Source organism: Paracoccus zhejiangensis (assembly GCF_002847445.1).
Classification (GTDB): domain Bacteria; phylum Pseudomonadota; class Alphaproteobacteria; order Rhodobacterales; family Rhodobacteraceae; genus Paracoccus; species Paracoccus zhejiangensis.
In genome coordinates this window covers 938,325-952,475 of sequence record NZ_CP025430.1, presented here as the reverse complement: position 1 = coordinate 952,475, position 14,151 = coordinate 938,325, and the positions used below count along the sequence as shown (strand labels likewise).

At 65.0% G+C, this 14,151-nt stretch carries 12 protein-coding genes and 1 tRNA gene; 5 read left to right on the top strand and 8 right to left on the bottom strand.

What is annotated here, in order from left to right; genetic code table 11:
- Nucleotides 1–1,593 (top strand): helicase HerA-like domain-containing protein, encoded by a 1,593-nt coding sequence (locus CX676_RS04785; RefSeq protein ID WP_101751603.1) that lies wholly within the window; start codon nucleotides 1–3, stop codon nucleotides 1,591–1,593.
- Here CX676_RS04785 and CX676_RS04780 read toward each other — a convergent pair.
- A complete protein-coding gene (locus CX676_RS04780; protein ID WP_198590277.1) occupies nucleotides 1,556–1,936 on the bottom strand; it encodes a DUF6477 family protein in 381 nt (126 codons plus the stop codon). The genes CX676_RS04785 and CX676_RS04780 overlap by 38 nt on opposite strands.
- Before the next feature lie 216 nt (nucleotides 1,937–2,152).
- On the opposite strand from CX676_RS04780, the gene CX676_RS04775 reads away from it, so the two are divergent.
- Together CX676_RS04775 and dddP are read left to right on the top strand one after the other, a co-directional pair.
- A complete protein-coding gene (locus CX676_RS04775) occupies nucleotides 2,153–3,265 on the top strand; it encodes a DUF6456 domain-containing protein (protein ID WP_332872946.1) in 1,113 nt (370 codons plus the stop codon).
- Nucleotides 3,266–3,351: 86 nt separating this feature from the next.
- Nucleotides 3,352–4,701: a dimethylsulfonioproprionate lyase DddP gene (dddP, locus tag CX676_RS04770; RefSeq protein WP_101751602.1), complete on the top strand. Its 1,350-nt coding sequence runs from the start codon at nucleotides 3,352–3,354 to the stop codon at nucleotides 4,699–4,701.
- Here dddP and CX676_RS04765 read toward each other — a convergent pair.
- Nucleotides 4,698–5,204, bottom strand: a complete 507-nt coding sequence (locus CX676_RS04765; protein ID WP_101751601.1) for a hypothetical protein — start codon at nucleotides 5,202–5,204, stop codon at nucleotides 4,698–4,700. The two genes, dddP and CX676_RS04765, sit on opposite strands and share 4 nt — an antisense overlap.
- A 130-nt stretch (nucleotides 5,205–5,334) precedes the next feature.
- Between CX676_RS04765 and lipA the strand changes: the two genes are divergently transcribed.
- Both lipA and CX676_RS04755 read left to right on the top strand, forming a co-directional pair.
- Nucleotides 5,335–6,285, top strand: coding sequence for a lipoyl synthase (lipA, locus tag CX676_RS04760; protein ID WP_101751600.1), 951 nt, complete (start codon nucleotides 5,335–5,337; stop codon nucleotides 6,283–6,285).
- 45 nt (nucleotides 6,286–6,330) lie between these two features.
- Nucleotides 6,331–6,414 (top strand) — tRNA-Leu (locus CX676_RS04755).
- Nucleotides 6,415–6,453: 39 nt separating this feature from the next.
- On the opposite strand, the gene CX676_RS04750 is transcribed toward CX676_RS04755, so the two are convergent.
- The 6 genes from CX676_RS04750 to CX676_RS04725 all read right to left on the bottom strand — a co-directional run bounded on the left by CX676_RS04750 (nucleotide 6,454) and on the right by CX676_RS04725 (nucleotide 14,031).
- Nucleotides 6,454–8,313 carry an ABC transporter ATP-binding protein gene (locus tag CX676_RS04750; RefSeq protein ID WP_101751599.1) on the bottom strand — a complete coding sequence of 620 codons (1,860 nt, stop codon included), beginning with the start codon at nucleotides 8,311–8,313 and terminating at the stop codon, nucleotides 6,454–6,456.
- A gap of 1 nt (nucleotide 8,314) precedes the next feature.
- Complete coding sequence (locus tag CX676_RS04745) at nucleotides 8,315–9,352, bottom strand: oligopeptide/dipeptide ABC transporter ATP-binding protein (RefSeq protein ID WP_101751598.1); 1,038 nt, start codon at nucleotides 9,350–9,352, stop codon at nucleotides 8,315–8,317.
- The gene (locus CX676_RS04740; RefSeq protein ID WP_101751597.1) at nucleotides 9,349–10,455 is read right to left on the bottom strand and encodes an oligopeptide/dipeptide ABC transporter ATP-binding protein; all 1,107 of its coding nucleotides are present in this window, start codon (nucleotides 10,453–10,455) and stop codon (nucleotides 9,349–9,351) included. The genes CX676_RS04745 and CX676_RS04740 overlap by 4 nt, the downstream gene beginning before the upstream one ends.
- Before the next feature lies 1 nt (nucleotide 10,456).
- Nucleotides 10,457–11,383, bottom strand: a complete 927-nt coding sequence (locus CX676_RS04735) for an ABC transporter permease subunit (RefSeq protein WP_408634476.1) — start codon at nucleotides 11,381–11,383, stop codon at nucleotides 10,457–10,459.
- A gap of 3 nt (nucleotides 11,384–11,386) precedes the next feature.
- The gene (oppB, locus tag CX676_RS04730; RefSeq protein WP_101751596.1) at nucleotides 11,387–12,310 is read right to left on the bottom strand and encodes an oligopeptide ABC transporter permease OppB; all 924 of its coding nucleotides are present in this window, start codon (nucleotides 12,308–12,310) and stop codon (nucleotides 11,387–11,389) included.
- A gap of 116 nt (nucleotides 12,311–12,426) precedes the next feature.
- A complete protein-coding gene (locus CX676_RS04725) occupies nucleotides 12,427–14,031 on the bottom strand; it encodes a peptide ABC transporter substrate-binding protein (RefSeq protein WP_101751595.1) in 1,605 nt (534 codons plus the stop codon).
- Nucleotides 14,032–14,151 lie beyond the last annotated feature (120 nt).

The following is a 14,151-nucleotide window of genomic DNA, read 5'->3' as shown; positions in this document are numbered from 1 at the left end:
ATGGCCGATATTCTGGATCTCGAGGCGGGCACGGCTTTCGTGGGCGGGGGCGGTGCGGATTACGCGCAGGCGCAGAACCTGCTGCTCAAATACGCCAACCGCCACGGGCTGATCGCCGGGGCGACCGGCACCGGCAAGACGGTGACGCTGCAGACGCTGGCCGAAACCTTGTCCAAGGCCGGGGTGCCGGTGTTCCTGGCCGATGTGAAGGGTGATCTTTCGGGACTGGCGAAACCGGGCAGCACCGAATCGAAACTGAACGAGGCCTTCCAGAAACGCGCCACCCAGATCGGGCTGACGATGGATTACCAGCAGTTTCCGGTCACCTTCTGGGACATCTGGGGCGAAAAGGGCCATCCGGTCCGCACCACGCCGGCCGAGATGGGGCCGCTGCTGCTGTCGCGCCTCTTGGGCCTCAGCGATGCGCAGGAAGGGGTGCTGAACATCGCCTTCCGCATTGCCGACGAACAGGGGCTCGCCCTGGCCGACATGGCCGACCTCCGCGCGATGCTGGCCTGGCTTGACGAAAATTCCGGCGAACTGACGGGGCAATACGGGAATATCAGCCCTGCCAGCGTCGGTGCGATCCAGCGGTCGCTGCTGGTCCTTGAGAACGAGGGCGGCGACAAGCTGTTCGGCGAGCCGGCGCTGGAACTGTCGGACATCCTGCGCGTCGATGCCTCGGGCAAGGGGATGATCAACATCCTCGCCGCCGAGAAGCTGATGAACGCGCCGCGGCTCTATTCGACCTTCCTCCTGTGGCTTCTGAGCGAGCTTTTCGAGCAGCTGCCCGAGGTGGGCGATCCCGACAAGCCCAAGGCCGCCTTCTTCTTCGACGAGGCGCATCTTCTGTTCGACGACGCGCCCAAGGCCCTGACCGACAAGGTCGAACAGGTGGCGCGGCTGATCCGCTCGAAAGGTGTCAGCGTCTGGTTCATCAGCCAGAACCCCGCCGACGTGCCCGAGGATGTGCTGGGGCAATTGGGCAACCGCGTCCAGCACGCGCTGCGCGCCTTTACCGCCAAGGACCAGAAGGCGCTGCGCATGGCGGCGGAAAACTATCGCCCGAACCCCGAGTTCGACATTGCCGAGGCGATCCAGGCGGTGGGCACCGGTGAGGCGGTGACCTCTCTGCTGGAGAACAAGGGCGTCCCGGGCATGGCGCAGCGCACGCTGATCCGCCCGCCCTTCAGCCAGCTTGGCCCGATCACCGATGCCGAGCGGCAGGCGGTCATGGCCAATTCCACCATGGGGATGAAATACGACAAGGTGCTGAACCGCGAATCGGCGCAGGAAATTCTCGCCAAACGCGCGGAAGAGGCGGCCAAGGAAAGCGCCGAGGCGGGGGCGGCGGGCAATGACGCGGACCTGTGGCAGATGGACAAGGAGTTCAAGCAGGCGCGCCGCTATAATCCCGACATCCAGATCAAGGAAACCTCGCGCGCGCGCAGCAGCGGCGGCAGTTCCAGCCGCTCCTCGCGGTCGGACAGCATTGCCGAGGTCTTCGGCAAAAGCCTTGCGCGCCAGCTCGGGTCCAAATCCGGGCAGGCGCTGGTCAGGGGCGTGCTGGGATCGCTGTTCCGCGGGCGCTGATCGCGGCGCGGATGCCGGGAATCGCGACCGCCGCCGAGGTTTCGGCGACGGCGGCACGCATCTCGGCCAGGATCGCGATCATCAGCAACACGTGACGCTGCAGGTCATAGCCGGCATCGCCCTCCTTTCGGGCGACATCCATCTGCGCCTCTTCCGCGCGCAGCCGTGGCAGGGCCGAACCCGGGCGCGGGCAGGTGTCGCTGCGCAACAGGCGCGGCAGATCGCGGCTGCGCCGCCAGCCCGCCTGGCCGGCCCGCGCGGCGCGGATCAGGATCGACGGGCGGCGCAGCGGCTGGTCCACCGGCAGCGGGCGGAAGGCGATGATATTGGGCATGGCGGTCATGGCGCGGTCCTTTCGCAGATCAGGCCATCAGTTTGATACAATTCAGAGATGTGTTGCCGCGGCGCTGAATGCAGCGCGCGCCCGGAAAGGAATTCTTTAGGGATTCTTAGGGATTGTTGCGGCTAGCTGCAGGGCTCGAGCCGCAGCTCTACCGTGAGATTTCAACCCTAGGATGGCCCGCCGCCCGGCCAGCCCGAGGATCGCAAGGGACCAGAGATGACGATACTGACCGATGATTTCAGCTTCGATCTGGAAGTCGGAGCACCGCAGCCTCCGGCCAAGACAATGCCCATGCCCGAGGATGCCCGGCTTTACCTGCGCCATGTAGAAGGCGGGGAAAGTATCCGGGCGATCGCGCGCGAAACCGGCTGTCACGCCTCGACCGTGCTGCGCCGCATCCGCCGGTTCGAGGCGCGACGTGAGGACGTGCTGATCGACGGCGCGCTGGAGCAGCGGGCGGTGGCGGTATCGCTGGAGGGGCGCGAGGCGCTGAGTGCGCTGCGCCGGCTGGCCGAGCCGGGGGCGCTGATGATGGTGGTGGCGGGGATGGAAAAGGCGATCATCACCCGAGACGGTCTGCGCACCGCCATTCTGGATCGCCGGCTGGCCGAGGCCATGGCGCTGAATGGCTGGGTGGCGCAGGTCGGCAAGGGGCGGGTGATCAGCTATGCCATTGTCCCGGCCGGGCGCGCGGCGCTGCGGCAGCGGGTGAACCTGCCCCGCACAGGCGCGGCCATGCCGCGTCCGGGCGATTTCCAGAACGCCCGTGCCGTTAAAGTCGTGGCCGGTGCCGATGCTGCCGATCTTGGCCCCGAGGCGGCGCAGCAGCACCGGGTCTGGGCGGAGTGCGAGATCCGTGATCCCGCCGATGGCCGCCGTCGCCGCAGCCGGGTCAATATTGCTGAAAGCCCGCTTCTGTTGCTGGCCCGCCGCCGCGAGAGCAACGGTCAGCCCTTTCTGAACGCCGGGATGGTGGCAGCGGGTGAGCGGCTGCGCGAGGATTTCGAACTGGCCCAGCTTGGTCCGCGGGTGACGCAGAACTGGGACGGGTTCATGACCGCGGGCATCGACGTGAGCCGCGCCGGCACCGGCTATCGCGGCGGCTCGGAGTCCGCCCGCAACCGCGTCGCCGTGGCGCTGCGCGATCTGGGGCCGGGTCTGGGCGATGTGGTGCTGCGGGTCTGCTGCTACCTCGAGGGGATCGAGCAGACCGAACGCCGGCTTGCCTGGTCGGCGCGATCGGGCAAGATCGTGCTGCGGCTGGCGCTGATGCGGCTGGAACGGCATTACGCCGAGACCTATGGCAAGGGTTCGCCGCTGATCGGCTAGGGCACGCATCGCCAGCTTGCCCGACGATGCGTCACCGTGGTTCACTGACCCGGAAACCCGGCACAGGCCGGGCAGGGAGGTCGCCCATGGAATTCGCCTCGCCCTTTCCGGTTTCGAACCGCAGGATCGATCCCACGCGCCGCCGCGCCTCGCGCGGGGCGCTGCTGCCCGACGGCTCACCCAATGACAATGACCGGGTCGAGATCGGCCCGACCGACCTGGCCTTCCGTGAATGGGCGGCGCGCGGGCTGACCCCGCCCGATCTGACGCGCCTGCGCCAATACCGCCTGTCGCGGCTGGTCGATGCGCTGATCGCGCGCGACTACGGCGGCCTCTTGATGTTCGATCCGCTGAACATCCGCTATGCCACCGACACCACAAACATGCAGATCTGGACGATGCACAACCCGGCGCGCGCCTGTTTCGTCGCCGCCTCGGGCCATGTGGTGTTGTGGGATTTCCACGGCTGCGATCACCTGTCGGCACATCTGCCACTGGTCAGCGAACTCAGACACGGCGCCAGCTTCTTCTACTTCGAATCCGGCGACCGCGCCGCCGAACATGCCGGCCAGTTCACTGCGCAGATCGACGAATTGCTGCGCACCCATGCCGGCGGCAACCGCCGCCTTGCCGTGGACCGGATCGAGATTCCCGGGCAGCGCGCGCTGGAAGCCTTGGGCATCGAGATCAAGGACGGTTTCGAACTGACCGAGAAGGCCCGCGCCATCAAGGACGGCAACGAGCTGAACGCCATGCGCTGCGCCATTGCCGCCTGCGAGGCCGCCATCGGCGAGATGCGCAGCCTTGCCCGGCCCGGGCTGACCGAGGTTGATCTTTGGGCGGAACTGCAGCGCGGCAACCACATTCGCGGCGGCGAGTGGATCGAGACCCGCATCCTCTCCTCGGGTCCCCGCACCAATCCATGGTTTCAGGAGGCCGGGCCGCGCATCATCCAGAATGGCGACATCCTCGCCTTCGACACGGATATGGTCGGCACCTATGGCTATTGCGCCGACCTGAGCCGGACCTGGAAGATCGGCGACCAGAAACCGACAGAGTACGAGAAGGATCTCTACAAGCTGGCGCTTGAGCATGTGGAGACCAACCAGGCCCTGCTGCGCCCCGGCCTCGGCTTCCGGGAGCTGACAGAGATCGGCCACCGCCTGCCCGAACGCTTCCGCGCGCAGCGTTACGGCGTCATGTATCACGGCATCGGTCTCTGCGATGAATGGCCCTCGATCCGTTACCCCGAGGATCTGGAGAGCAGCGGCTATGACGGTGTGCTGGAACCCGGCCAGTGCCTTTGTGTCGAGGTTTACCTGGGCGAGGTCGGCGGGCCCTGCGGGATCAAGCTGGAAAACCAGGTGGTCATCACCGAGACCGGGCATGAGAACCTGACCTCGCTGCCCTTCGAGGATGATTTTCTGGCCCCCTAGATCAGGCAGTCATGCGCCCATTGCAGCAGCGCCTGACGCTGGCGCGGGCGGCAGAAGGGGTTGCCCGGTTCGCAATTGGCGCGGACCTGCCCGGCATGGCGGGCAAAGCCGCGCCAGCGCTTGACCTGCCAGTCATCCACGCCGGGCAGCCGGCGGCCGAGGTAATAGCGGCAATACCACTGGAACCAGCCGCGCGGATCGGGCTCGACGATCCAGCCCTTGCGCCGCCATTCCGCCAGCGGCTGGCGGCTCTTGATGCCGAAATAGTTCAGGCTCTCGTTCGGGCGGTCTGACAGCTTCGCACCTTCAAACCAATCCGCAGGAAACTCGTCCCGGCAATCGTTCAGGTACTTGCCCTCGAAGACGCCCATCGCCAGCATCTGGGCGGGCGTGTAGAAAGGCGCGAACCCGTCATGATCGATCGCGCCTTCCCCGGCCTCCAGCAGATAGGCATAGCCCTGCTGCATCCGGTCATCGACCTCGATCCTGTCGCCAATTGCCATGCATCCCCCGCAAACCTGCCATGCCGCGCGGCTCAACCCGCTGCAACTGCGCCGGTTCCCCCGACAGCAGCGTTGATCCCTTGCGTCAAAGCGACTATTTAGCCCTTGAACCACCCTGAAAGGTGCCCCGATGGCCGAGACCCTGCCGCCCCGCCTGCGCCACCCCGAAAAGGCACACAAGCCCGATCAGGCGCAGCCGAAAAAGCCCGACTGGATCCGGGTGAAGGCACCGACCAGCGAGGGCTACAAGCAGACCCGCGACATCCTGCGCGAAAACCGTCTCAGCACGGTCTGTGAACAGGCCGGCTGCCCGAATGTCGGCGAATGCTGGTCGCAGGGTCACGCCACCATGATGATCATGGGCGATATCTGCACCCGTGGCTGTTCCTTCTGCAATGTCATCACCGGCCGGCCCGACAAGCTGGACGTGTTCGAGCCCGGCCGCGTTGCCCATGCGGTGCAGAAGCTGGGGCTGAAGCATGTCGTCATCACCTCTGTCGACCGCGACGATCTGGACGATGGCGGGGCCGAGCATTTCGCCCAGACCATCCGCGCCATCCGCCACCGCAGCCCCGAAAGCACCATCGAGGTGCTGACCCCGGATTTCCTGAAATCGAAGCCCGGTTCGCTGGAAGCCGTGGTCGAGGCCCGGCCCGACGTGTTCAACCACAATCTCGAGACCGTGCCCGGCCTTTACCCGACGGTTCGCCCCGGCGCGCGCTATTTCCATTCGCTGCGGCTTCTGCAGAAGGTCAAGGAACTGGACCCGACCATGTTCACCAAATCCGGGATCATGGTGGGTCTGGGCGAGGACCGGCAGGGCGTGTTGCAGGTTATGGATGACATGCGCGCCGCCGATATCGACTTCATGACCATCGGCCAGTACCTGCAGCCGACGCCGAAGCACCACCGGGTTGACCGCTTCGTCACGCCCGAGGAATTCAAGGGCTACGAGAAATCGGCCTTCGGCAAGGGCTTCCTGATGGTCTCGGCAACGCCTTTGACCCGCTCGTCCTATCACGCCGGCGACGATTTCGCCCGGTTGCGCTCGGCCCGTCTGGAAAAGCTCGGGCGCGCCTGAGCCTCTTGCCGCCCGGCCCCGAACCGGCTATGCGGCAACCCTAGGGCCCGAGTGGCGGAATGGTAGACGCAGCGGATTCAAAATCCGCCGCCGCAAGGCATGTCGGTTCGAGTCCGACCTCGGGTACCAGCCCTGTTTCACCGAAAATGTCGACGGGGCCGCGCCCCTTCAGCGATAGCCCGCCGCCTGCAGCTCAAACAGGTCGCGGTATCGACCCGGCGCCGCCAGCAGCTCCGCATGGGTACCCTCGGCCTCGACCCTGCCATCGGCCAGCACCAGGATGCGGTCGGCCATGCGCACGCTGCTGAAGCGGTGCGAGATCAGGACAGCGGTCTTGCCTGTCGACAACTCCTTGAAATGCTGGAACACCTCGAATTCCGAGCGCGCATCCAGCGCCGCCGTCGGCTCGTCGAGGATCAGCACCTGCGCATGGCGCATGTAGGCCCGCGCAATGGCCAGTTTCTGCCATTCGCCCCCCGACAGGTCGACGCCGCGGGCAAATTGCTTGCCGACCATCTGCTCATAGCCGGCGGGCAGTTTCGAAATCACCTGATCTGCGCCCGATTGCTGCGCCGCTGCCTCGATCCGCGGCAGATCCCCGCGCGCCTCGATGCGGCCGACGGCGATATTGTCCGCCGCGCTCATCGCGTAGCGGACGAAATCCTGGAAGATCACCCCCATGGCCGCGCGCAGCTGGTCGAGGTCATAATCCCTGAGATCGCGCCCATCTAGCAGGATGCGCCCCTCGTCGGGGTCGTAGAGTCGGGCCAGCAGCTTCACCAGCGTGGTCTTGCCCGCACCGTTCTCGCCCACAAGCGCCAGCGTCTCGCCCGCGCGCAGGGTGAAGCTGAGGTTCCTGACCGCCCACCGCTCGGCATTGGGATAACGGAAGCCGACATTCTCGAAGGTGAAACCCTGACGGATCGGATCGGGGACGGGCAGGGGATCAGCGGGCGAGGCGATCTCGGGCAGCTCGTTGAAATAGTCGAAGAGATCGTCCAGCCGCAGCGCCTGTGACGCCATGCCCGAAAAGCCCGACAGCACGCCCTCCAGCAAACCGCGCAGGCGCAGGAAGCTGCCCGAGAGGAAGGTCAGATCGCCGATGGACAGCACGCCGCTGAGGGTCGCGCCGATGATCCACAGGTAAGCGCCGTAATAGGACAGCGTGCCGAAGCCGGTCAGCAGCGCCATCCAGAGGAGTTGCCGGCGCAGGATGCCGCGATTCTCGGCATAGAAGCGCTGCGACAGGTCGGCGAAGCGGTCGCGCAGGAAGCCGTTCAGCGCGAAGATCTTCACTTCCTTGGCCGATTCCGCGCTGGCGCCGACCATGCGCAGGTAATCCATCTCGCGCCGCTCGGCGGTGCGACGATAGTTCATCGCATAGGTCAGCGCGTTGAAATGCGTCTCGCCCAGAAAGGCGGGGATCAGCGCGATCAGAAGCAGCACCACCAGCCACGGGTTGAAGATCACCAGACCGGCGGCAAAGCTGGCCACCGTCACCAGGTCCTGCAACAGCGCCATCATCTGCGTCAGCAGCGGGATGTTCCCGACGGTGATCCGCCGCGCCCGGTCGAGCTTGTCCTGAAAAGTGGCATCCTCGAAATCCTCGAGGTCCAGATCGGCGGCATGGTCCATCACCCGGATCGACAGCGAGATGACCAACCGTTCCTGCAACAGCGCGTTGGTATAGTTCACCCCGCGCCCCAGAAGGTCCGAGCCCAAAGCGAGCCCCAGTTCGGCGATGACCAGGAGCGACAGATAGCCGGCCAGCCCGGACTGCCACCAGTCGGTCAGGCTGCCCGGCGAATTGTCCAGCCCGATCAGCCGCACCACCTCGTCGATGATGAGCTTGCCGATCCACAGCATCGTGACCGGCATGATCGCCCGCACCAACCGCAGCGCGATCATGATCGTGGTCAGGCCGGGGCTGGCCCGCCAGACCATGCGGATGAAGGCGGGGACGTTCTTCAGCGCCGCCCATCTTGCGGCATAGCTGACGGGCTGGCGCTGGTCGAAGTTGGGCGGCATGTCAGGCCGGCACGGGCCGGGCCTCGCGCGCTGCCACGGCGGCGATCTCGGCCTCGGTCAGCGGCCCGGGGAAGTGGCAGGCCACCTGATGACCCTCGCCCATCAGCGCCGGCACCTGCTCGGCACAGGCCGATTGGGCGCGCGGGCAGCGGGTGCGGAAGACGCAGCCCGACGGCGGATTCATCGGCGAGGGCAGGTCGCCCACCAGCGGCACCACCGATTTCTCGGCCTCGAGCACCGGATCGGGGATCGGCACCGCCGACAGAAGCGCCTGCGTATAGGGGTGCTGCGGATTGGCATAGAGATCGTCGGAGGACGCGATCTCCATCACCTTGCCCAGATACATGACCAGCACCCGGTCGCTGATATGTTTCACCACCGCAAGGTCATGGGCGATGAAGATCAGCGCCAGCCCCAGTTCCTTCTGCAGCTTGATCAGCAGGTTGATGACCTGCGCCTGGATCGAGACATCCAGCGCCGAAACCGGCTCGTCGCAGATGATCAGCTTCGGCTCGACGATCAGCGCGCGGGCGATGCCGATGCGCTGGCACTGGCCGCCCGAAAACTCGTGCGGATAGCGGTTGATCTGGTTCGGCAGCAGACCGACCTTTTCCATCATCTCCTTGACGCGGGTCTTCACCTCGTCGCGCTTCAGGCCCGGATGATGAGTGGTCAGCGGTTCGGCGATGATCTGGCCCACGGTCATCCGCGGGTTCAGGCTGGCCAGCGGGTCCTGGAACACCATCTGGATATCGGCGCGGTATTTCAGCATCTGGCGCGGGGTCATGCCGATCAGATCGGCCCCGTCGATCCATTCGGCCCGACCGGTGGCCGGGGCAAGGCCGATCAGCGCGCGGGCGAGGGTCGATTTGCCCGACCCGGATTCGCCCACGATCCCCAGCGTCTCGCCCGGTTTCAGCGCGAAATCGACGCCGCCCACCGCCCGCAACTGGCGCGGCAGGGCCCAAGGCATGTCGCCGTCGCGGCGAATGTGGAAGGTGACCCGCAGGTCTTTCACATCGAGAAGTGGCTTGGTCATTGCTTCACCTCGCTGTCGGTTCCGGCCATGCCAGCGCCGGCGATGATTTCCACGGGCAGATCGCCCTCGGGTGCCTCTTCCACCGCCTCGGCGGCGGCGGGTTCATCGGCCGAGAGGATGACGGTCTCGCGCCGGGCGCGGACATCGGCGACCGTGGCGAAGCAGGCCCGCGCCCGGTCGGCTGCGAAGAGGTCCAGCACCGGGTCCTCGCCCGCACAGCGCGCCAGCCGATAGGGGCAGCGCGGCTCGAACGCGCAGCCAGCGGGCGGATGGTTCATGTTCGGCGGCGAGCCGGGAATGGCCGAGAGCTCATCTCCCTCCTGATCGACGCGCGGGATCGCGGCCAGAAGCCCTTGCGTATAGGGGTGGGTCGGCTCGGCAAAGATCGGCCCGACCGGCGCGGATTCGCGGATGCGCCCGCCATACATGACCGCTACCCGCTCGGCCGATCCGGCGATGACGCCGAGATCATGGGTGATGAGGATCATCGCCATGCCGAACTCGCGCTGCAATTCGGCCAGAAGCTGCATGATCTGCGCCTGCACCGTCACGTCGAGCGCGGTGGTCGGCTCGTCCGCGATCAAGAGTTGCGGGCGGCACAGCAGCGCCATGGCGATCATCACCCGCTGCCGCATCCCGCCCGAAAACTCGTGCGGGTAAAGCCGTATCCGGCCCTGCGCGTCGGGGATCTTCACCGCGTCCAGCATCCGCACGGATTCGGCCACGGCGTCGCGTTTCGACATGCCCTTGTGCAGCGTGAGCACCTCGGCCATCTGGTCGGCCACGCGCATGTAGGGGTTCAGCGAGGTCATCGGGTCCTGAAAGATCATCGCGATCTTCTCGGCCCGGATCTTGTTCAGCACCTTGGGCGCGGCGTTCAGAATTTCCTGCCCGTCGAACTTGACGCTGCCCGAGGCGCGGCCGTTCTTGGCCAGCAGGCCCATGAGGGCGAAGGACAGTTGCGACTTGCCGCTGCCCGATTCGCCGACGATGCCCAGACTGTCGCCCGGCTCGACATCCAGGTTGATGCCATTGACCGCCTTCACCTCGCCATCGTTGGTTGCGAAGCGGACGTTCAGATCCCTGATTTCCAACAGTGCCATGTCAGCGGTCCTTCGGATCAAGGGCGTCCCGCAGGCCATCGCCCACGAAGAAGAAGCCGAACAGAGTGATGCAGAAGAAGAACAGCGGGAAGGCAAGCTGCCAGAGCGTGCCATAGTTCATCGTGCCCGCGCCTTCCGAGATCAGCGCCCCCCAGCTGGTCAGCGGTTCCTGCACGCCGAGGCCGAGGAAGCTGATGAAGCTTTCGGTCAGGATCATCAGCGGCACCAGCAGCGTCGCATAGACCGCAACGACGCCCAACAGGTTCGGCACGATATGGCGCAACACGATCTTCCAGCTGGGAACGCCGGTGGCGCGTGCGGCCTCGATATATTCGCGGTTCTTCAGCGTCAGGGTCTGGCCGCGCACGATGCGGCTCATGTCGAGCCACGAGATCAGGCCGATGCCGAGGAACAGCATCCCGATCGAGCGGCCGAAGATGACCAGCAGCAGGATCAGCACGAACATGTAGGGGATCGACATCAGGATATCGACGGTGCGCATCATGATCTGGTCGGTGCGCCCGCCGACATAGCCGGCAGTGGCGCCGTAAAGCGTGCCGACGATCACCGCGATGGCGGCGCCGACGATGCCGACCATGAGGCTGATGCCGGTGCCCTGCACGGTGCGGGCATAGACATCGCGGCCCAGGTCGTCGGTGCCGAAATAATGGCCCGAGGCGATCGAGGGCATCCCCAGCTCGCGCACCTGGCCCATGACGTTGTAATCCAGCTCCTCGTTCGACCAGACGGCGAAATGCGCGCCGAACAGGGCGAAGAGGGTGACCAGGACAAGGATTATCAGCCCGGCCATCGCCGCCTTGTTGCGCACGAAGCGCTTGCGGGCGTCGGCCCAGGGGCTGCGGCCCTTCACCTCATGTTCGACCATGCGGCTGGCCAGACTTTGCATCTTGGCTTGCTCAATCACCATGGCTCAATACCTGATTTTCGGGTCGATCCACGCGTAGAGGATATCGACGATGAGGTTGAAGAGAATGGTCAGCGCGCCCACCAGAATGGTCACGCCCATCATCACGGCATAGTCGCGGTTCAGCGCGGAATCGACGAAGGCGCGGCCGATGCCGCCGGTCGAGAAATAGATGTCGATGACGACCGAGCCGGTGATCATCGAGACGAAAACCGGGCCGAGATAGCTGATGACCGGCAGCAGGGCGGGCTTCAGCGCATGGCGCAGGATCACCCGGCTTTCCGGCATCCCTTTGGCGCGGGCGGTTCGGATGTGGTTCGAGCTCAGCACTTCCAGCATCGACGAGCGGGTGATCCGCGCCACCGAGGCCATGTAGCTGGTCCCCAAAGCCACGACGGGCATCACCCAGAAACTCGGGTCCGAGAAGCTCCAGCCGCCGCCGGGCAGCCATTTGAACCAGAGCGTGAAGATCAGGACGAGGATCGGCGCCATGACGAAGTTCGGCAGGACCTGCGCGCCGATGGCGGTGCCCACCGCCAGGTAATCCAGCCAGGTGTTGTGGCGGATCGCCGCGGCGGAGCCGAGCGCGATGCCGACCACGGCGGCCAGCGCGAAGGCGAGGAAGCCATAGGTCATGGTGATCGGGAAACCGTCGGCGATCAGCTTGTTCACCGTCAGGTCGGGATAGACGAAGCTGGGGCCGAAATCGAAATGCAGCACCACGCTTTTCAGGTAATTCCAGAGCTGCACCAGCAGCGGGTCATCCAGCCCGTACTTGGCCTCGAGATTGGCCAGCACCTGCGGCGGCAGCGAGCGCTCGCCGGTGAAAGGACCACCGGGCGCGGCGTGCATCAGCAGGAACGAGAAGATTATCAACAGCAGCAGCGTCGGAATCGCCACCGCCAATCGTCGCAGGATGTAGCCGAACATCGGACCTCCCCTTCCTCAATCGGATTGTCTTGGATCGAAGCATGTGACCATGCGCCGGGAGGGGGAAAACCCCTCCCGGTCAGGTCACAGACGACGAATGTGGATCATTCAGCGCGTCACTGGGCGACGCGATACATGTCCTTGGCGTACCAGTTGTCCATCACGTTCTCATAGGGAACGCCGCGCAGATCGGAATTGACGATCTGGGCATTGGCATAGTGATAGACCGGCACATAGGGCAGTTCGGCAGCCAGGATCTGTTCGGCCTGCTTGTAGAGCTCGGCCGGGTTGTCCGAGGTCTTGGCGTCCGCCAAGAGCTTGTCGAACTCGGCATTCGACCACTTGCCGCTGTTGTAGCCGTCGGTGCGGAACCAGTCGAGGAAGGTCGAGGCTTCGTTGTAATCGCCACACCACGCATAGCGGGCGACCTCGAAGTCCTGGTTCTGCAGACGGTCGGTATGCACCTTCCATTCCACGTTGTTCAGCGTCGCATCGACACCGAGCCCTTTCCAGAACTGCTGCACCGCGACCGCCAGCTTCTTGTGGTCGTCTGAGGTGTTGTACTGGATGGTCAGTTTCAGCGGATTGTCGGGACCATAGCCGGCCTCGGCCAGCAGCGCCTTGGCCTTCTCGAGCCGTTCGGGCTGGGTCATCGCCGCCATGGCGATCTCGGGGGCCTCGAAGCCCTCGATGGCCCAGTGGGTCCAGTAATAGGCCGGGGTCTGGCCGCCCTGCAGGATCTTGTCGACGATGATGTCGCGATCGACGGCCAGCGCGAGTGCTTCACGCACCTTCAGATCCTTCAGCGCCTCGGGACCCTTGTCCGAGAGGTTGAAGATATAGGCATAGGAGCAAGCCTGCGGCGAGGTGCTGGCCTGGTCCGGGTATTCCTGCTTCAGGCGCGGATATTGCCCGGCCGGCAGACGGTTGTACCAGTCCAGCTCGCCCGCGAGATAGCGGGTCAGCGCCACGTTCTGGTCGTTGACGGTGATGAAATCGACCTTGGTGATGATGGTATTGGCCGCATCCCAGTACTGGTCGTTCTTCGACACCACCAGGTTCACGCCCAGGTCATGGCTGTCCAGCTTGTAGGCGCCATTGCCGACCAGGTTGCCGGGCTGGGTCCAGTTGTCACCGAATTCCTCGACGACCTTCTGGTTCACCGGGAAGGTGGTGGTGTGGCTCAGCGTCTTGATGAAATAGGGGGTCGGGGTCGACAGGGTGACCTCGAAGGTCTTGTCATCCACGGCCTTCACGCCCAGCTGGTCCGGGGTCATCTCGCCCTTCACCACGGCGGTGGCGTTGACGATGTTCATCAGCTCCATGAACCAGGCGTATTCCGAGGCGGTCGCCGGATTGACGGCGCGCTGCCAGCCATAGACGAAGTCATTCGCCGTGACCGGGTCGCCGTTCGACCACTTGGCGTCGCGCAGCTTGAACGTGTAGGTCAGGCCGTCTTCGCTGACCTCGTAGCTTTCGGCCGCGCCGGGCACCATCGCGCCCTTGGCATCCTCGTTCATCAGGCCTTCAAAGACCTGCGACAGCACGTAGGAGCCGCTTTTGTCGGTGTTCTTGTGCGGGTCCATCGACTTGATCGCGTCGAGGATCCAGAAATTCAGCTCTTGGTTGTCGGCCAGCGTGTCGCCCTCGGCGACCTGCGCGGCGTGAACCGGCATGGCCAGCGCCAGTGCTAGCGCGGTAGTTGCAAGAAATTTTGTCATTGATGTCTCTCCCTGTCTTGCCACGGCGGGTAATGCGCCGAATTGGACAGAAAATAGGTTAAAGCCGACACAGGTAAAGCATTTTGTCCTTCAACTGGGGTCCGGGTTATGAAACATCAC